Genomic DNA, 18,633 nt, shown 5'->3' on the forward strand with positions numbered 1-18,633 from the left:
TATGATGGAATGGTAGACGACTTACAGATTCAGTTTTGAGCGAACAAAATGCTCATAAACACATTAAATATTGTGTGGTGACGATGGCAAGAAGGTCACACCTGTTCCCATCTCGAACACAGAAGTTAAGCTTCTTAGCGCCGAATGTAGTTGGGGGTTGCCCCCTGTGAGACTAGGACGTCGCCATGCAATATTTTTATTCCGCAATAGCTCAGTTGGTAGTAGCGCTTGACTGTTAATCAAGATGTCGTAGGTTCGAGTCCTACTTGCGGAGTTTTTTTGTACCTATATACCAACCTGCTGCCATAGCTCAGCTGGTAGAGCGTCGCCTTGGTAAGGCGGAGGTCACGGGTTCAAATCCCGTTGGTAGCTTTATTTGTATATTTGTATAAAATAATCGTGTGGTAATGATGGCAAGAAGGACACACCTGTTCCCATCTCGAACACAGAAGTTAAGCTTCTTAGCGCCGAATGTAGTTGGGGGTTGCCCCCTGTGAGACTAGGACGTTGCCATGCAAGATAAAAAAACCAGTAGCTTCGGCAGCTGGTTTTTTTGTGGTCTTTTTTAAATTTTGATTGCTCTACGCGTGTTGGGATCCGAAGGATGCAAATATTATTCAATAGCAATTGTGAATAATAAGATATTTTCCGACGGAAATTCTGCAAGAATAATTGATTGGATCGGAAAAGAATATAAAAATCTACAGTAAATAATAAACTTGTTATATGGGATGGTACTTAAGCGTGGCGAGGAATATAACTAAAAAAGCAAGGTATCGACCAAATTCACACCAGTAGAAATACCGTCAAATCAAACTTTCAAAAAACGCTTGCAAAAAAATTGAAAAATATATTGGAATATCGTTGACAAGGATTCCAATAGGGGGTATTATAAACAGGTTGCTTGTTGAGGGCGACAATGAGATATAAAAGAAATTTTAAATTTTTGTTGACAAGACCTCAAGCCAGGTGATATGATATTCAAGTCGTCAACACGACATCGTTTGTATAAAATAGCAAAAAACTTTTTAAAACTTTTTGTTGACAAACATCGAATGACGATGATATGATATATGAGTTGCTAACAAAGCAACGAGATAGACCTTTGAAAACTGAACAAAGAAGACAAACCAAAAATTGTGTATGGAATCATTTGATTCCAACAATTAAAAGTAGTGAGAACTACTATAAATAAGTCAGCAAACTTTAATGAGCAATCAAGCTCATGAAAATCTTTCATGAGAGTTTGATCCTGGCTCAGGACGAACGCTGGCGGCATGCCTAATACATGCAAGTCGAGCGAACAGATGAAGTGCTTGCACTTCTGACGTTAGCGGCGAACGGGTGAGTAACACGTAAGGAATCTACCTATAAGCGGGGGATAACATTCGGAAACGGGTGCTAATACCGCATAATATCTTCTTCCGCATGGAAGAAGATTGAAAGACGGCTCTGCTGTCACTTATGGATGACCTTGCGGTGCATTAGTTAGTTGGTGGGGTAATGGCCTACCAAGACGATGATGCATAGCCGACCTGAGAGGGTGATCGGCCACATTGGGACTGAGACACGGCCCAAACTCCTACGGGAGGCAGCAGTAGGGAATCTTCCGCAATGGGCGAAAGCCTGACGGAGCAATGCCGCGTGAGTGAAGAAGGCCTTCGGGTCGTAAAACTCTGTTATAAGAGAAGAACAAATTGTAGAGTAACTGCTACAGTCTTGACGGTATCTTATCAGAAAGCCACGGCTAACTACGTGCCAGCAGCCGCGGTAATACGTAGGTGGCAAGCGTTGTCCGGATTTATTGGGCGTAAAGGGAGCGCAGGTGGTTTCTTAAGTCTGATGTGAAAGCCCACGGCTTAACCGTGGAGGGTCATTGGAAACTGGGAAACTTGAGTACAGAAGAGGAATGTGGAACTCCATGTGTAGCGGTGGAATGCGTAGATATATGGAAGAACACCAGTGGCGAAGGCGACATTCTGGTCTGTTACTGACACTGAGGCTCGAAAGCGTGGGGAGCAAACAGGATTAGATACCCTGGTAGTCCACGCCGTAAACGATGAGTGCTAGGTGTTGGAGGGTTTCCGCCCTTCAGTGCCGCAGTTAACGCATTAAGCACTCCGCCTGGGGAGTACGACCGCAAGGTTGAAACTCAAAGGAATTGACGGGGACCCGCACAAGCGGTGGAGCATGTGGTTTAATTCGAAGCAACGCGAAGAACCTTACCAAGTCTTGACATCCTTTGACCACCCTAGAGATAGGGCTTTCCCTTCGGGGACAAAGTGACAGGTGGTGCATGGTTGTCGTCAGCTCGTGTCGTGAGATGTTGGGTTAAGTCCCGCAACGAGCGCAACCCCTATTATTAGTTGCCAGCATTTAGTTGGGCACTCTAATGAGACTGCCGGTGACAAACCGGAGGAAGGTGGGGATGACGTCAAATCAGCATGCCCCTTATGACTTGGGCTACACACGTGCTACAATGGATGGTACAACGAGTCGCAAACCCGCGAGGGCAAGCAAATCTCTTAAAGCCATTCTCAGTTCGGATTGCAGGCTGCAACTCGCCTGCATGAAGCCGGAATCGCTAGTAATCGTGGATCAGCACGCCACGGTGAATACGTTCCCGGGTCTTGTACACACCGCCCGTCACACCACGAGAGTTTGTAACACCCGAAGTCGGTGAGGTAACCTTTATGGAGCCAGCCGCCGAAGGTGGGACAGATGATTGGGGTGAAGTCGTAACAAGGTAGCCGTATCGGAAGGTGCGGCTGGATCACCTCCTTTCTAAGGAATATAACGGAATACACAATAGGTTCAACTCTTCTTTGTTTAGTTTTGAGAGATTTATCTCTCTTGTATATATTTTGTTCTTTGAAAACTGAATACTGTAAGTAATAAACCTCTTATTTAATTATTTTCTACCAGGAGATAATTAATATAAGAAATTCCAATTTTACCAAGAGTAAAAAACCAATAAAAGTAAGCAAATTACTTTTCGCGAATCATACAACTTAACCAATGGTTAAGTGAATAAGGGCGCACGGTGGATGCCTTGGCACTAGGAGCCGATGAAGGACGGGACTAACACCGATATGCTTCGGGGAGCTGTAAGTAAGCTTTGATCCGGAGATTTCCGAATGGGGGAACCCAATTGCTTTGATAGGCAATTACTCAGCTACGAATACATAGTAGTTTGAGAGGAAGACGCAGGGAACTGAAACATCTCATTACCTGTAGGAAGAGAAAGAAAATTCGATTTCCTGAGTAGCGGCGAGCGAAACGGAAAGAGCCCAAACCAAAGAGCTTGCTCTTTGGGGTTGTAGGACAGACGATATGTAGTTAAAGATTTAGTCGAATGGCATGGGAAGGCCAATCACAGAGGGTGACAATCCCGTAGACGAAAGATCAATAACGCTAGTCTGTATCCTGAGTACGGCGGAACACGTGTAATTCCGTCGGAATCCGGGAGGACCATCTCCCAAGGCTAAATACTCCCTAGTGACCGATAGTGAACCAGTACCGTGAGGGAAAGGTGAAAAGCACCCCGAGAGGGGAGTGAAATAGTACCTGAAACCGTGCGCTTACAAGCAGTCAGAGCCCGTTAATGGGTGATGGCGTACTTTTTGTAGAACGGACCGGCGAGTTACGATTGCATGCAAGGTTAAGTTGAAGAAACGGAGCCATAGCGAAAGCGAGTCTGAATAGGGCGTCGAGTATGTAGTCGTATACCCGAAACCAAGTGACCTACCCATGTGCAGGGTGAAGGTGCGGTAAAACGCACTGGAGGCCCGAACCCACGTCTGTTGAAAAAGGCGGGGATGACGTGTGGGTAGCGGAGAAATTCCAATCGAACTTGGAGATAGCTGGTTCTCTCCGAAATAGCTTTAGGGCTAGCCTCGGATGATGAATATTGGAGGTAGAGCACTGTTTGATCTAGGGGTCCATCTAGGATTACCGAAATCTGATAAACTCCGAATGCCAAATATTTTAATCCGGGAGTCAAACTGCGAGTGATAAGATCCGTAGTTGAAAGGGAAACAGCCCAGACCACCAGCTAAGGTCCCAAAGTTTCAGTTAAGTGGAAAAGGATGTGGGGTTGCTTAGACAACTAGGATGTTGGCTTAGAAGCAGCCATCATTTAAAGAGTGCGTAATAGCTCACTAGTCGAGTGACCCTGCGCCGAAAATGTACCGGGGCTAAACTGAACACCGAAGCTGTGGATATCCGCATGGATATGGTAGGAGAGCGTTCTAAGGGCAGAGAAGCAAGATCGAGAGGACTTGTGGAGCGCTTAGAAGTGAGAATGCCGGTATGAGTAGCGAAAGACGGGTGAGAATCCCGTCCACCGTATGACTAAGGTTTCCTGGGGAAGGCTCGTCCTCCCAGGGTTAGTCGGGACCTAAGCCGAGACCGAAAGGTGTAGGCGATGGACAACAGGTTGAGATTCCTGTACTTGTTTGTATTGTTTGACCAAAGGAAGGACGCAGGAGGCTAAGCAGAGCACGTTATTGGATTCGTGTTCAAGCAGTGAGTCTGACACAGAGTGAAATGCTTCGTGTTAAAGACAAGCTGTGATGAGGAGGGAAATATAGTACCGAAGCTGCTGACGTCACACTGCCAAGAAAAGTTTCTAGTTAGATACAAACAACCCGTACCGCAAACCGACACAGGTAGTCGAGGAGAGCATCCTAAGGTGAGCGAGCGAACTCTCGTTAAGGAACTCGGCAAAATAACCCCGTAACTTCGGGAGAAGGGGTGCTGACCATTGGTCAGCCGCAGTGAATAGGCCCAAGCGACTGTTTATCAAAAACACAGGTCTCTGCAAAATCGAAAGATGACGTATAGGGGCTGACGCCTGCCCGGTGCTGGAAGGTTAAGAGGAGTGCTTAGCATTAGCGAAGGTACGAATTGAAGCCCCAGTAAACGGCGGCCGTAACTATAACGGTCCTAAGGTAGCGAAATTCCTTGTCAGGTAAGTTCTGACCCGCACGAAAGGCGTAACGATTTGGGCACTGTCTCAACGAGAGACTCGGTGAAATTGTAGTACCAGTGAAGATGCTGGTTACCCGCGACAGGACGGAAAGACCCCATGGAGCTTTACTGCAGGTTGATATTGAGTGTCTGTGTGACATGTACAGGATAGGTAGGAGCCATTGAAGCCGGAACGCTAGTTTCGGTGGAGGCGCTGGTGGGATACTACCCTTGTGACATGGCCACTCTAACCCGCGACCGTAATCCGGTCGGGAGACAGTGTCAGTCGGGCAGTTTGACTGGGGCGGTCGCCTCCTAAAATGTAACGGAGGCGCCCAAAGGTTCCCTCAGAATGGTTGGAAATCATTCGCAGAGTGTAAAGGCAGAAGGGAGCTTGACTGCGAGACCTACAAGTCGAGCAGGGACGAAAGTCGGGCTTAGTGATCCGGTGGTTCCGCATGGAAGGGCCATCGCTCAACGGATAAAAGCTACCCTGGGGATAACAGGCTTATCTCCCCCAAGAGTTCACATCGACGGGGAGGTTTGGCACCTCGATGTCGGCTCATCGCATCCTGGGGCTGAAGTCGGTCCCAAGGGTTGGGCTGTTCGCCCATTAAAGCGGTACGCGAGCTGGGTTCAGAACGTCGTGAGACAGTTCGGTCCCTATCCGTCGCGGGCGTTGGAAATTTGAGAGGAGCTGTCCTTAGTACGAGAGGACCGGGATGGACACACCGCTGGTGTACCAGTTGTTCTGCCAAGAGCATCGCTGGGTAGCTATGTGTGGATGGGATAAACGCTGAAAGCATCTAAGCGTGAAGCCCTCCTCAAGATGAGATTTCCCATATCTTTAAGATAGTAAGACCCCTGAGAGACGATCAGGTAGATAGGCTAGAAGTGGAAGTGCAGCGATGTATGGAGCGGACTAGTACTAATCGGTCGAGGACTTATCCAATGGATATAAGATTGTATGATGGAATGGTAGACGACTTACAGATTCAGTTTTGAGCGAACAAAAGCTCATATAAATATTGTGTGGTAATGATGGCAAGAAGGACACACCTGTTCCCATCTCGAACACAGAAGTTAAGCTTCTTAGCGCCGAATGTAGTTGGGGGTTGCCCCCTGTGAGACTAGGACGTTGCCATGCAAACTAGAAACACCATCTTAGATGACTTGTCTAAGGTGGTGTTTTTTCGTATAGTTAGCCTTATAAGTCAGGTATTGAGTTTTTGAGTGAGCACATCTCCTATAAGAGGAAGAAAAAAATATGTATGACACAGAGGAGTCTATGGTAAATGATTAAGATTAGACCGATTGCTAAAGAAGATGAACCAGTGATTGCGACAATTATTCGTAGTGTGTTAGAGGAAAATCATTTGGATGTTCCAGGCACCGCCTATTTTGATCCACAATTAGATTATATGTATGATTATTACCAGAAACTTGTAGATAGTGCATATTGGGTGGTTGAAGACCAAGGGTGTCTAGTTGGTGGTGTTGGCATAGGATTGCTATCTAAATCGCTTAATTTCCCTATTAATGGGCACCCAGGGCTATCAGCTGAAAAAGCTACAAAAGGTGTTAAGGTGGGCGAGCTACAAAAGCTGTATCTATTGCCAGATGCTAGGGGAAAGGGTTATTCTAGACGACTGATGGATACTGTGATGGTATTTGCTGTAGATCATGGCTATGATTTCTTGTATCTGGAGACGATCAAGAGTCTTGAAGTAGCCATTGTCTTATACAAAAAATTGGGCTATCAATTTCTAGATAAACCTTTGTTGCCGGGTGACCATATATTAATGGATACTTTTATGATGAAAGATTTGAATGCTAAATCATAGTGAAACACATGTCAATCAGTAAAATTGTGCATTATCAACATATATATAACAAAGACAATATTATGTAAGACAAAAATTATCTTTGATATTGAAGACCGGTGGATAAACACTACTTATCCGCTTTATTTCATATATAAGTACTAAATTTGTTTATTAGTTTTTACAAATTATGGCAAAAAAATGATAAAATAGAAGGATATTAGGATTGATGATAAAAAGGGAGTGAAAACAATGTACTATCTACCATTGATAGGTATTTTAATCATAATTATTGGTTTTGCAATGAAGCTAGACACGATTGCGGTTGTTGTAATCGCAGGACTAGCGACAGCTTTGGTATCGGGTATTTCGGTTACTGATTTCTTGGTGATGCTTGGCGAAGGTTTTGTGAATAATCGTTTAGTTACAATTTTTATTTTAACCTTACCAATGATTGGATTAGCTGAAACGTTTGGTTTGAAGAATCAAGCAGTAAGATTGATTAACAATGTTAAAGGGATGACAACGGGGTCATTTTTAACATTATACTTATTCTTACGTGAATTAGCTGGATTCTTATCAATTCGTATTGGTGGGCACCCACAGTTTGTACGACCATTAGTACAGCCCATGGCGGAAGCGGCAGCTATTTCTAAGAACGGTGAAATTGATGATGCTACAAAAGAAGAAATTAAAGCACAATCTGCTTCGATGGAGAATATCGGGAACTTCTACGCACAAAATACTTTTGTCGCAAGTGCGGGTACTTTATTGATTGCGGGTACTTTGGAGTCATTAGGCTATGAAGTGATGGCAATTGATGTGGCGCGTGCCTCAATTCCAGTTGCGATTATCACATTCATATTAACAGCGGTTTATAACTATTCATTTGACCAAAAAATCAACCGTAAATACCGTAAGGGAGGTAAGTAGGATGGAAGCATTTTTTGCGAATATACTAGAATTCTTCTACATTTTAATCGGCCTGCAGTTCGCCTTTACTGGTTATAAAGTCTTACGATCTGACCAAGATAAGCGCATTGGAACGGCATTATTTTGGTTTGACTTAGCTATTTTGTTTGCCTTAGGAAAATGGTTACCAGCAATTATTTCTGGTGCATTAGTCTTATTATTAGCAATCATTACTTTGGTGAAACATTTTGTGACCGGTAAATTTGAGCAAGACGAGGAGCGGGCAGAAGCTGGTGCTGACCGCTTTGAAAACCTCGTGTTTGTACCTGTTATAGTTATGGCGGTTACAGCATTAGCGCTTGCGCAGTTTGTGCCTGCTTCAGGAGCTGGTGCTATTGGTATCGGGGCAATTGTTGCTTTAGTGCTTGCGATGGCTATTTTCCGTGCACCATTCCAACAAGTTTTACATGAATCTAATCGAAATGTACAACAAGTTGGATCAACAGCTATTTTGCCACAATTATTGGCTGCACTAGGTGTAATCTTCGTTAATGCGGGGGTTGGCGAAATAGTAACGTCAATCTTTGGAAACTTAGTACCTGAAGGAAACCAATTTTTAGGTGCAACAATGTACGTTATCGCGATGGTTGTCTTTACGATGATTATGGGGAATGCATTTGCTGCTTTTACAGTTATTACAGCAGGTATCGGTATTCCTTTTGTGATTATGCAAGGTGCTAACCCAGCGATTGCTGGTGCTTTAGCGATGACGGCTGGTTATTGCGGGACATTATTAACACCTATGGCGGGTAATTTCAACGCTTTACCAGTAGCACTATTAGAAATGAAGAGTGAGTATGGTGTTATTAAACGACAAGCACCAATTGCTATTGCTTTAATTGTTGTTCACATTGTATTAATGTATACTTGGGCATTCTAGGAGGTATAAAAATGAAAATTTTAGTAACAGGATTCGATCCATTTGGTGATGATACGATTAACCCAGCGATTGAGGCAGTGAAACGTTTGCCGGAAGAAATCAAGGGTGCAGAAATTATCAAATTAGAAATTCCAACTGTTTTTAATAAAAGTGCAGAAGTAGAAAAAAGAGCAATTGAAGAGCACCAACCTGACTATATTTTGAATATCGGTCAAGCGGGCGGACGATTTGCCTTAACACCTGAACGTGTAGCCATCAATGAAGATGACGCGCGTATTCCAGATAACGAAGGGCAACAACCAATTGACGAACCTATAAAAGAAGACGGGCAACCTGCTTACTTTAGTCAGTTACCAATTAAAGCGATGGTTACATATATGAAAAAAGCTAGTGTGCCAGCGGAAGTGTCTAATACGGCAGGTACTTTTGTTTGCAACCATATTATGTACCATTCGCTATACTTAACAAATAAAGAGTATCCTGGCATCAAAGCCGGTTTCATGCATATTCCATTCCTACCAGAACAAGTCACAAACCGTCCAAACACGCCATCTATGGCCTTGGAAGACATCGTTCGCGGAATCGAAGCAGCCATTACAGCCATTGTGGACTTTGATGGCAAAGAAGACATGAAAATCGTTGGTGGCAAAACACATTAAAAAAACAAGGTGCGAGCTTTAGCGTTTAGGTAGGTAGCACTGGAAGACTAATTCGTATCACACAAAGTGTGATACAAACTAGTCTGAAGTGGAGGCCGGAATGCTAAAGCGAGCCGGATTATGAAGGTGCGAAGCGCACTCGACTACAAGGTGTGAGTACCTGCCCAAAATAGTAACTATTTTCAAGAAGGTCTATGATTTAAAAGTCATAGGCCTTTTTTTACGGAAAAATCCTATCTTTAGAATTTTTTAAAACTTTTATCACATATTTACCACAAAATTTGCTGACAATTTCATCATATCTTCAAAAGTATCGCCTATTATATAAACATACCCAATAAACAAACCAAACTTTTCTTCATAAATCTTTCTCCTCCCAAACGAAAGATGACAATTTTAACCAGCTGTCCTCCCAACGGCTGGTTATTTTTTGCATACGCAAAAAAGGGACACAAGCAAAGTTGTGTCCCTAATAGTTAAAATTATTATTTGATTAAGAGTGGGGACCTGACTTAGCGCCGAAACTCACACCCTAAAGTTGAGCTCGTGCGACCAGCTCAATTCTGCTACGCAAATAGTCTTCTTGATGTGCTATCACTTTGCCTATTTACGCCATCATTGTGGAGTTAAACGTTCTCACTCACATCCTGTTATTAGTCAGAATATTTGTCGAAGTAGCCTTGGATATAGATAAACGGCGTACCCTTGTCTCCTGAACCTGAAGTTAAGTCAGATAATGACCCAACTAAGTCAGTGATGTTACGCGGTGTTGTACCTAATGATGTGTTGTGTCCAGCTTCATCGATTTTGTCATGGTCTTTGATGTAAGCACGCATCGCTTCTGTTAATTCTTCACCAGATAAGTCACCGAACTGGTTGTCTGCAACGTATTTGATTTTGATTTCGTCTGGTGTACCAGATAAACCTTTAGTGAAACCAGGTGATACAACAGGGTCAGCTAACTCCCAGATATGGCCAACTGGATCTTGGAAAGCACCGTCACCGTAAACCATTACTTCAACAACTTTACCAGTTGCTTCTAATAAACGTTTTTGAACGTCTTCAACGAATGCTTGTGCCTCACGAGGGAATAGTTTCAAGCTGTTGTTACCAGAAAGGTTAGCGCCTAATAAACCGAAGTCTTCATTGTAACCAGAACCGTCGATTGATTGGTTTAAGATTTGGTCTAAACCAATGATTTCTTTAGCACCATGTTTTTCTAAAGTACGGCGTGTGTATTTACGGTCGTGGATATCAGCGATTACAACTGTATCTACGTAGTCTAAAATGGTTTGTGGGTGGTTAGCGAAAATAATTTCACACTCTGCACCAGTTTCTTCCACGCATTTTCTGTATAAAGCAACGTAGTCTTCGCCTGTAAACTCATGTGCTAAGTTTGGGAAGTGGCTACGGAATTCAGCTTCTGTTAAAACGTCAGTGTATGGGTTTAAACCAGATGCTTCTAATTCATCGCGTGAAATTAAACGATTACCCACTTCATCAGAAGGGTAGCTTAATTGAATCACGATTTTTTTCGCTGACATAGCGATACCTTTTAAGATGGCGTAGAAACGGTTACGGCTAAGGATTGGGTTAACGATACCAATCGTTTCGCTCTTTGTTTGACGTTGGATATCTTTTACAACAGCCTCTAATTCAGCAAAGTTTCCTTGTGCACGAGCTAGAATTGACTCTGTAACCGTTACGATATCGTGGTCACGAACTTCATAACCATCTTCTTTGGCCGCGTTTAAGACAGTATCTACAACGATACCAGCTAGGTCATCGTTCTCTTTAATAATTGGGGCACGTAACCCTCTTACAACAGTACCTACTGCTCTAGACATAAATAATCGTCCCTTCAAAATTCTCTTGCGCCTTTGTGGCATACTGCTTTATTATATATCAACAAAATCCCTTTGCCAATCAAGTATGAGCAAAAGCCGAACATTTTTCTCATTTTTTTTAAAGTATAATTATTGGACAAGCAAAAATTGGTCATGCTATGATGAAAGTGTAAAAATTGTAGCAAAAAATCAGCCAATTGAATTCAACGCATTTGCCAAATTCGTGAGGTATAAAATGACGAATCTATTGTTTAACACATGGAATGAACGATTGAATAAGTTACTAGCTAACTGTTCTGCGTGCCCTTGTGCCCTTGACGCTATAGTTCTTACACCGACTACAATGAAAATATCTATTAAAAATCCTAGCGTTTGACCTTAGTGTCTGACGCTATTTTTTTATGGATTTTCACACCTTTAGGAGGAAAGATAAAATGAAAAGATGTATGATCGCTATCAAACAACACAGTATTAACCTTGCGTTTGTTAACCGGATGATGCATTCAAAAGCTGTCCCGCCTTAAGGAGGTGGTCTATAGGTATCTCGGTGCTAGCCGTTAATAGCTAAACATCAAAATATATATCAATCAAAACACCGAATCATCAACAAGCCTAAAAGCCAACAGTTAGGCAGCATCGTTTGTTGAATGGGACCCTCTAAAGGTAGACCAAAAACCTAACTTTAGAGGGTTATTTTTTTGGCAAAATAGTCACCGGATGCTGAATTGGCAGTCATCAACTGCTATACAAATGATAGACAAAAGAAAAGAGCTGACGATTATTCAGTCAACTCCAATGTAGTTGATATCTAAATTCTTACAGTAATACGGCTGCTGCTAAGGCGCGCTGTACATCATATACCACGTCACCACCTCTAAATTGTAGGGCGATCGTTGGTTGGTCGTTACCAGATAAGTAAATATCTACTTCAGCATCCACATCAAAATTCCCCACAGTTTCTACTGAAAAGCGTGAAATTGACTTGTAAGGTACACTCATGAAGTCTCGTTTCTTACCGGTAATCCCTTGTTTGTCCATTAAAATTAATCGATATGAGGTGAATACGACTAAGTCTCGCAAGATGTTGTAAGACAATTCAATTGATTCACCGGGAATGAGCACTTTCTCTAAAGCCACAGAAACCCGCTCCTTATCCGCCTCTGAAGCATTACCAAATAACCCTGAAAATAACCCCATATTGCCACTCCTTTTTTGTAAAACAGTTTCCTACCATTTAAGTTCATTTCATTATACCGAGTAAATGAAAATAAGGTCAACCAAGGCTAATTTTAAGCTATTATCCCTAGATTTTGATATAATAAAACTAACAAAGCATCAAGCAAGTTGAGGAGGGAATATATGGGATACGAAATTAAAGAAGTCACCAATGGATTTGCTATTTTTAACGAAGCAGGCGACAAACGTATTGCTGAAATCGAGTATGAACCAAAGGCAGACAATGTCATCGTCGCAACACACACATGGACGGACCCAAGTTTACGCGGACAAGGCGTCGCTGCACAACTTGTCGACCACCTAGTTGCCTACTCAGAAGCAAAAGGCCGCAAAATTAAAGCCCTATGCCCATATGTCGTGAAGAAATTCAACGAAAACCCAGCGAAATACGACCACATTAATGCAGACAAATAAAGATTGAATAAGGGCCACCCCTGTCCTTGCTAGCTAGCAAGGATAGGGGGCTTTTTCCTTTGAAGGGCACTCGCTTTCATTTTCCAATAAATATCGGTAAAATGGTTACATTAGAAAGTGTAAAGAGGTGCAAAATGAAATATATTAAATTGTTAGAAGACGTGTCGAATGCTTACGGGGCGCCAGGATATGAAGACCAAGTAATCGATGTAGTGAAAGCTAACAAAGGTGATTTTAGCTTACAAGCCGATGCTATGAAAAACCTATATATGAACTTTACTGACATTGACCCCAACAAACCAACGATCATGTTAGACTCCCACATGGATGAAGTCGGGTTTATGGTGCAAGCCATAGACGAAAATGGTTTATTATTGATGCAAGCTCTAGGTGGTTGGACGGCGGCCTCTGCCCAGTCGCAATTATTCATGGTTAGAACCAATGATAATGAAAGCTATGTACCAGCTGTTGCCACAAGTAAACCCATCCATTTCATGACTGCAGAAGAGAAGGCCAAACCAGTAGCCTTAACAGACTTGAAACTAGATGTGGGTGCCACTTCAAGAGAAGAAGTGATCAACGATTTCGGTATTACAGTTGGCCAACCCGTCGTACCCGCAACCAAATTCCAGGTCAACGAAAAGAATGGCATGATGATTGGTAAAGCCTTTGACAACCGTCTTGGTGTAGCTGCAACCATTGCTGTCTTCAATGAATTAGGACCTGAAGGCGTGAAAAACTTACCATTCAATCTTGTTGGCGCCTTTGCCACACAAGAAGAAGTTGGTTTAAGAGGGGCTAAAGTCACAACAAACCGCATTGATCCACAAGTGGCTATTGTTTTTGAGGGGACACCTTCAGATGATTACGCAAAATCAGCTACACTTGGCCAAGGACGCGTGAAACAAGGACCACAATTACGGTATCGGGATTCAACTTATATCGCTTCTGACCACTTAAACGGTCTATTTTTGAAAGCTAGTGAAGAGGCTGGCATCACAATCCAACAAGCCGTCCGCGATGGTGGTGGTACAAATGCAGGTTCAATCCATACTACAAATAATGGGGTATCAGTGATAACACTAGGTATGCCAACTCGCTATGCACATACCCATTACCTAATCTCTGCCTACCAAGACTTCCAAGACACTGTGGACGTCACCGTAGCCTTCTTAAAAGGTTTAACAGCAGAGGACTTAGCCTTCACATCATTACAAGACTTATAAGGATAGAAACCCTAAAGACTGTGGCAAAATGTCATAGTCTTTTTGCTTGGGTTTAATTTAAATAACGAACTGGCGCAAGCTTCAAGCGGTCTCTAGAAAATGGGAATAATTGTTTTTATCGAAATATAAAAGGTCTTATTTTTGTAAGCGATTCCATTATGTGTTATACTTTATATGTAAAGAAAGTAAGGGAGGTAACGAAAATGATTCTTGATAACATCCAACGTATATTGGTGCCAGTAGATGACTCGGACAACAGTAAAGCAGCCTTTCGAGATGCCGTTGAGATTGCCATGCGATCAAATGCTACTGTAGACGTCCTATCAGTAATTACCGATGACTATGTGTTTAGTGACTTGCGGGTATCTGAAACAGATATCAACGAGATGAAAAAACGTACCCTAGAAACCCTTGAAAAATATGAAGATTACGGTAAGGCCCGTAATTTCAACAACATTCGTACCTTCACCTCTTTTGGGAACCCAAGACGTGAGGTAGCTAAAATTGCTAATGAAGGTGACTACCAATTAGTTGTAATTGGTGCAACTGGTAAAGGCGCTGTAACACGTACCCTAGTGGGGTCTGTAGCAGAGTACACAGTACGGCTATCTAAAATCCCAGTACTAGTTGTGAAATAAGACAGGGATGAACACAAGCACCCATGAGGAGGGGTTATCATGTCAGTAGCAGAATACAAAAAGATTTTAACTCCAGTAGATGGATCAGATGCTTCATACCGTGCTTTTAAAGAAGCAGTATCTATCGCTAAACGAAATGATTCTGAGTTGATCGTGTTGAATGTGTTAGACGACTTTGTGCATTTCGGGAATCCCGAGGCCTCTATGCGATTATATGACGACATGCGGGCGGATGCCCTAAGCGTCTTAGAATCTTATGAAGCAGAAGCCAAAGAAGCTGGCCTTGAAAATGTAACCCTTGAAATCATCAAAGGCGACGCAAGATACGGAATTGTAGAGTTCGCAGATACAGCCAAAGCAGACCTTGTGGTTGTAGGTGCAACTGGTAAAGGCGCAATTGAACGTGCCATGATGGGTTCTGTATCTGAATACGTAGTACGTAACGTTAAATCGCACGTATTAGTCGTAAAATAATGGACTTTGAACTCAATAGCTTTGCTCGAGCGATTGAGGATGAAGAACGAGCTAACTAACTTGAGGAGCTGGGAATATAGATTCCTGGCTTCTTTTTTGTGTTTTGGTAGCAAGGTTATAGACTGCTTCCTATCCTCAGTCCAGCTAATGATTTTTCCTGACAACTGCGTTATAATAATTAAAAAAGAATTAGAGAGACGGAGGCAATGGGATGAAAACAAATAAATTAGTAGTTGTGGGTGTTGGTCACGTAGGTTCTTACGTATTGGCGGATGCCATGAAGGCTGGTGTTTTTGGTGAAATTGGCGTCATTGATATCGATGAAAATATCGCGCGCGGTGAAGCGATTGACCAAGAACAGGCCCGAGCTTTAACTTACATGAACAATATTAAAGTGACACACGGTGGTTACGAGCAAACAGATGATGCGGATGTTATCGTAATTGCGGCTGGGAATTCTATGAAACCAGATCCCAATAATCCAACTGCCGAACCGGACCGGGCGACCCTTGCGAAAATTACTTCAAAAACCATTCGTGACGTCATGGAGAACATCGTTGAGCGCACCAAAGAGGCCATTATCATTGTGATTACCAACCCGCTAGACACCATTTTATATATCGCGGAAAATGAGTTTGACTATCCTGAAGGGAAGATTTTTGGGACAGGAACTATGCTTGATTCAGCTCGTTTGCGTAATGTTTTCGCCAACGCTTACGACGTTGACCCTAAATCAGTCGTCGGCTATATGATGGGTGAGCACGGAGCGACAGCTTTCCCAGTCTTGAGTAAATTGAACATTCAAGGAGTGGCTTACGAAGAACTAGATCAATATTTTGACCGCGACCCACAAGTTGACCTATCCAGTCCTGAAGATATCAAGAAGAATGTGGTTTCTGCAGCTTATGATGTTTTTAATGGCAAGGGTTGGACTAATGCGGGTGTTGCTCAAGCAGCGGTTACGATGGCTAAGGCCGTCGTCCTTGATGAACGCAGTGTTTACCCAGCCTGCACCACTCTACGTGGCGAATACGGCTATAACGGCAACGTTGCCCTATCAATGCCATGTATTATTGGGGTTAATGGCGTGGAAAAACGACTACCCGTTAGCTTGAATACTTGGGAAGAGGCAAAATTGCATGAGTCGGCAGCTTACATTCAAAAAGCCATGCAAGACGCGGATGTGAAATTCTAACAGACAGTCATTTTTTAAAAATACCTGTCTTAAATATACAAAAAATAACCCATCAACCTGGTGTACGCTGTTTGCGTCTGGTTGATGGTTTTATTGCGGTAGTCTTTTTACAAAGCGTTTTGCAAGGGATTTAACCTAAAGCAACGTCTAGGGTCATCATGACACCAAAGCCGATAAGCAGAGCGACGGTGGCGATATCTGAGTTACCATGCGATTGTGATTCTGGAATCAGTTCTTCCACACAAACGAAGATCATGGCACCTGCTGCAAAGGCTAGTGCGTAAGGTAAGATAACAGTCACTTGAGAAACCAGTAAAGCGCCTAAAGCGGCACCGATGATTTCTACTAAGGCTGATGCTTGACCCAACTGGAAAGCACGCCATTTGCTAGCACCTTCTGCGCGGATTGGCATAGATAAGGCTGCCCCTTCAGGGAAGTTTTGTAGCCCAATCCCCATGGTTAATACCAGGGCAGAAGCCAGACTTGCAGTATTCAATTCGTTGGCCCCGTATGCTACCCCAACAGATAAACCTTCGGGGATGTTGTGGATGGTTATGGCTAAGAATAACAAGGTTGTTGCTGGCAACTTGGTCTTAGGTCCTTCAGCATCCATTGTGTTTTGTCCCATATGTAAATGGGGGGTGATGTAATCGATCAAACGTAGGAAAAGTCCCCCTACGATAAAACCAATTAAGGCTGGTACAAAGGCAAAACGGCCCCAACCGCCTGTCTCTGCATATTCAATTGATGGGGCAAGAAGTGACCAGAAACTTGCGGCAATCATAACCCCAGCAGCAAATCCATTCATAATATCCAATACACGACGGTTAATTTCATTAAAGAAAAATACCAATGCTGAACCTAAGGTCGTCATCAACCAAGTAAAGACGCCGGCCAGCGTAGCTTGTAAAATCGGGTTGGCAGTTGCAAACCATTCAAACATTCACATTCACTCCATTTCTTCTTATATTCCACTTTTATTATAAATCATTTGGTATAGCATTTCATTAGAATTAGCAAAGTTTTGGCTTTTTTATTCGGGATACCAAAAAATATGAGAAGAAAGAAGCAAGAGTGTTTACCTATGAGACAAAATGAGGTATACTGTACGTGAACTTACTTTTAGTAAGTGTTTTTTTAAAAAGTAAGTTGTTAAATCAAAATTTAATGATAATAGTTGAAGCAAACTCAATTCGTATATATAAGCAAAATAAAAGGTGGAAATATAAAATGGAAAAACAGTTTTTTAATGATGTTACAATCTCAACAGTTACTTACCGCGTAAAAAACTTAAACAAAATGAAACGCTACTACAACGAAGTGATCGGTTTAGAAATCTTAAAAGATGAAGAAACTGAAGGTATCGTTGAATTAGGTTTCAAAGGGCAAGATGCACCGCAATTAATCTTAGACGGTAAAGCAGACTACAAATTAATCACTGGTCCGAAAAATGGTCTATTCCACACAGCTTGGTTGTTACCTTCTCGTGCCGCTTTAGGTGACGTTTTATACCGTATGTTATTAAACCAAACACAATTATCAGGTGCTTCAGACCACTCTTACTCAGAAGCATTATACTTACAAGATCCAGAAGATAACGGTGTTGAAATTTACGCTGACCGTACTGCTGACCAATGGACACATGGTCCAAACGGTGGGGTAACTGGTGTGACTGAACCAATGGATGCAGAAGACGTATTAGCTAGCCGTTCATCTGACGAACCACAATCATTCTTCGCTGAAGGGACAATCATCGGTCACTTACACTTATCATCAGTTAAAGTAGAAGACTTCTTCGGCTTCTTAACAGATGAAATGGTCTTAGAAGAGCAAATGGGCTTCACGAATAATGTCCACTTCACTTCATACTCTGACTACCACCACCACATCGCCGTAAACGCTTGGGATGCAGAAGCCATGGTACCTTACGCTGAAGACCAAACAGGTTTAGCAGCGTACACATTAACTTACCATAACCAAGAATTATACAATAACATCGTAGCAAAATTAAAAGCTAACGGTCGTGTAGTTGCTGAAGAAGCAAACCACGTAACAGCTAAAGACGCGAATGGCGTTATCGTATACGTAGATTTTAAATAACCCAATACTTTTATTGGTAGAAGGGCTATCAGCTTAATGGTTGATGGTCCTTTTTGCTGTGGGAAAATGTCGTCCAATCAACAACTTGATTGTGTTCGTTTGTAGCGAACAGCACCGTTCTAATATCCATAAATTTTAATCACTTAAACCATGTTATGATTGATAAAAGCGATAACGGAATTTAATTAAATTTTAATA

At 42.5% G+C, this 18,633-nt stretch carries 13 protein-coding genes, 2 tRNA genes and 5 rRNA genes; 17 read left to right on the top strand and 3 right to left on the bottom strand.

Translation table 11 applies throughout. From position 1 onward, the window contains the following. The first annotated feature begins 73 nt into the window (after positions 1–73). The 11 genes from rrf (A6J77_RS04230) (at position 74) to pcp (ending at position 9,305) form a co-directional block, all read left to right on the top strand. Positions 74–189 (top strand): 5S ribosomal RNA (gene rrf, locus A6J77_RS04230). An 11-nt stretch (positions 190–200) separates the two neighbouring features. Next, positions 201–274, top strand: a tRNA-Asn gene (locus A6J77_RS04235). A 25-nt stretch (positions 275–299) separates the two neighbouring features. Continuing rightward, positions 300–372 (top strand) — tRNA-Thr (locus A6J77_RS04240). Between the two features lie 28 nt (positions 373–400). Further along, positions 401–516, top strand: a 5S ribosomal RNA gene (gene rrf / locus A6J77_RS04245). A gap of 718 nt (positions 517–1,234) precedes the next feature. Continuing rightward, positions 1,235–2,784, top strand: a 16S ribosomal RNA gene (locus A6J77_RS04250). Positions 2,785–3,020: 236 nt separating this feature from the next. Then, a 23S ribosomal RNA gene (locus tag A6J77_RS04255) occupies positions 3,021–5,923 on the top strand. A 79-nt stretch (positions 5,924–6,002) separates the two neighbouring features. Then, positions 6,003–6,118, top strand: a 5S ribosomal RNA gene (rrf, locus tag A6J77_RS04260). The 16S, 23S and 5S rRNA genes sit together here with 2 tRNA genes alongside, the layout of an rRNA operon. Before the next feature lie 148 nt (positions 6,119–6,266). Beyond that, complete coding sequence (locus A6J77_RS04265) at positions 6,267–6,815, top strand: GNAT family N-acetyltransferase (RefSeq protein ID WP_227645116.1); 549 nt, start codon at positions 6,267–6,269, stop codon at positions 6,813–6,815. Between the two features lie 231 nt (positions 6,816–7,046). Further along, complete coding sequence (locus A6J77_RS04270) at positions 7,047–7,727, top strand: DUF969 domain-containing protein (RefSeq protein WP_083068478.1); 681 nt, start codon at positions 7,047–7,049, stop codon at positions 7,725–7,727. 1 nt (position 7,728) lies between these two features. Beyond that, positions 7,729–8,646: a DUF979 domain-containing protein gene (locus A6J77_RS04275; protein ID WP_083068480.1), complete on the top strand. Its 918-nt coding sequence runs from the start codon at positions 7,729–7,731 to the stop codon at positions 8,644–8,646. An 11-nt stretch (positions 8,647–8,657) separates the two neighbouring features. Beyond that, positions 8,658–9,305: a pyroglutamyl-peptidase I gene (gene pcp / locus A6J77_RS04280; protein WP_083068482.1), complete on the top strand. Its 648-nt coding sequence runs from the start codon at positions 8,658–8,660 to the stop codon at positions 9,303–9,305. Between the two features lie 653 nt (positions 9,306–9,958). On the opposite strand, the gene A6J77_RS04285 is transcribed toward pcp, so the two are convergent. Then, positions 9,959–11,152 carry a coenzyme F420-0:L-glutamate ligase gene (locus tag A6J77_RS04285; RefSeq protein ID WP_083068483.1) on the bottom strand — a complete coding sequence of 398 codons (1,194 nt, stop codon included), beginning with the start codon at positions 11,150–11,152 and terminating at the stop codon, positions 9,959–9,961. A gap of 816 nt (positions 11,153–11,968) precedes the next feature. After that, complete coding sequence (locus A6J77_RS04290) at positions 11,969–12,349, bottom strand: PH domain-containing protein (protein WP_083068485.1); 381 nt, start codon at positions 12,347–12,349, stop codon at positions 11,969–11,971. A 162-nt stretch (positions 12,350–12,511) separates the two neighbouring features. On the opposite strand from A6J77_RS04290, the gene A6J77_RS04295 reads away from it, so the two are divergent. From A6J77_RS04295 to A6J77_RS04320, 5 genes are all read left to right on the top strand, one after another. Beyond that, positions 12,512–12,802 (top strand): GNAT family N-acetyltransferase, encoded by a 291-nt coding sequence (locus A6J77_RS04295; RefSeq protein ID WP_083068487.1) that lies wholly within the window; start codon positions 12,512–12,514, stop codon positions 12,800–12,802. A 134-nt stretch (positions 12,803–12,936) separates the two neighbouring features. Next, complete coding sequence (locus A6J77_RS04300) at positions 12,937–14,028, top strand: M42 family metallopeptidase (RefSeq protein ID WP_193756635.1); 1,092 nt, start codon at positions 12,937–12,939, stop codon at positions 14,026–14,028. Between the two features lie 203 nt (positions 14,029–14,231). Continuing rightward, a complete protein-coding gene (locus tag A6J77_RS04305; protein ID WP_083068489.1) occupies positions 14,232–14,666 on the top strand; it encodes a universal stress protein in 435 nt (144 codons plus the stop codon). Between the two features lie 39 nt (positions 14,667–14,705). Further along, on the top strand, positions 14,706–15,140 hold the full coding sequence (locus A6J77_RS04310) for a universal stress protein (RefSeq protein WP_083068490.1): 435 nt from the start codon (positions 14,706–14,708) through the stop codon (positions 15,138–15,140). Between the two features lie 211 nt (positions 15,141–15,351). Continuing rightward, positions 15,352–16,335: a lactate/malate family dehydrogenase gene (locus A6J77_RS04320; protein WP_083068494.1), complete on the top strand. Its 984-nt coding sequence runs from the start codon at positions 15,352–15,354 to the stop codon at positions 16,333–16,335. 130 nt (positions 16,336–16,465) lie between these two features. Here A6J77_RS04320 and A6J77_RS04325 read toward each other — a convergent pair whose 3' ends face one another. Continuing rightward, positions 16,466–17,278, bottom strand: coding sequence for a ZIP family metal transporter (locus A6J77_RS04325; protein ID WP_083068496.1), 813 nt, complete (start codon positions 17,276–17,278; stop codon positions 16,466–16,468). A 287-nt stretch (positions 17,279–17,565) separates the two neighbouring features. Here A6J77_RS04325 and A6J77_RS04330 point away from each other — a divergent pair, with 287 nt between their 5' ends. Continuing rightward, positions 17,566–18,435, top strand: coding sequence for a VOC family protein (locus A6J77_RS04330; protein WP_083068498.1), 870 nt, complete (start codon positions 17,566–17,568; stop codon positions 18,433–18,435). The last annotated feature ends 198 nt before the right edge of the window (positions 18,436–18,633 follow it).

Origin of the sequence: Aerococcus viridans (assembly GCF_002083135.2) — a bacterium.
Classification (GTDB): domain Bacteria; phylum Bacillota; class Bacilli; order Lactobacillales; family Aerococcaceae; genus Aerococcus; species Aerococcus viridans_C.

Coding starts and splice junctions, on each gene's coding strand:
- A6J77_RS04325 (WP_083068496.1), bottom strand. CDS start 17,278: ATGTTTGAATGGTTTGCAACTGCCAACCCGATTTTACAAGCTACGCTG.
- A6J77_RS04295 (WP_083068487.1), top strand. CDS start 12,512: ATGGGATACGAAATTAAAGAAGTCACCAATGGATTTGCTATTTTTAAC.
- A6J77_RS04310 (WP_083068490.1), top strand. CDS start 14,706: ATGTCAGTAGCAGAATACAAAAAGATTTTAACTCCAGTAGATGGATCA.
- A6J77_RS04290 (WP_083068485.1), bottom strand. CDS start 12,349: ATGGGGTTATTTTCAGGGTTATTTGGTAATGCTTCAGAGGCGGATAAG.
- A6J77_RS04275 (WP_083068480.1), top strand. CDS start 7,729: ATGGAAGCATTTTTTGCGAATATACTAGAATTCTTCTACATTTTAATC.
- A6J77_RS04265 (WP_227645116.1), top strand. CDS start 6,267: ATGATTAAGATTAGACCGATTGCTAAAGAAGATGAACCAGTGATTGCG.
- A6J77_RS04305 (WP_083068489.1), top strand. CDS start 14,232: ATGATTCTTGATAACATCCAACGTATATTGGTGCCAGTAGATGACTCG.
- A6J77_RS04320 (WP_083068494.1), top strand. CDS start 15,352: ATGAAAACAAATAAATTAGTAGTTGTGGGTGTTGGTCACGTAGGTTCT.
- A6J77_RS04270 (WP_083068478.1), top strand. CDS start 7,047: ATGTACTATCTACCATTGATAGGTATTTTAATCATAATTATTGGTTTT.
- pcp (WP_083068482.1), top strand. CDS start 8,658: ATGAAAATTTTAGTAACAGGATTCGATCCATTTGGTGATGATACGATT.
- A6J77_RS04330 (WP_083068498.1), top strand. CDS start 17,566: ATGGAAAAACAGTTTTTTAATGATGTTACAATCTCAACAGTTACTTAC.
- A6J77_RS04300 (WP_193756635.1), top strand. CDS start 12,937: ATGAAATATATTAAATTGTTAGAAGACGTGTCGAATGCTTACGGGGCG.
- A6J77_RS04285 (WP_083068483.1), bottom strand. CDS start 11,152: ATGTCTAGAGCAGTAGGTACTGTTGTAAGAGGGTTACGTGCCCCAATT.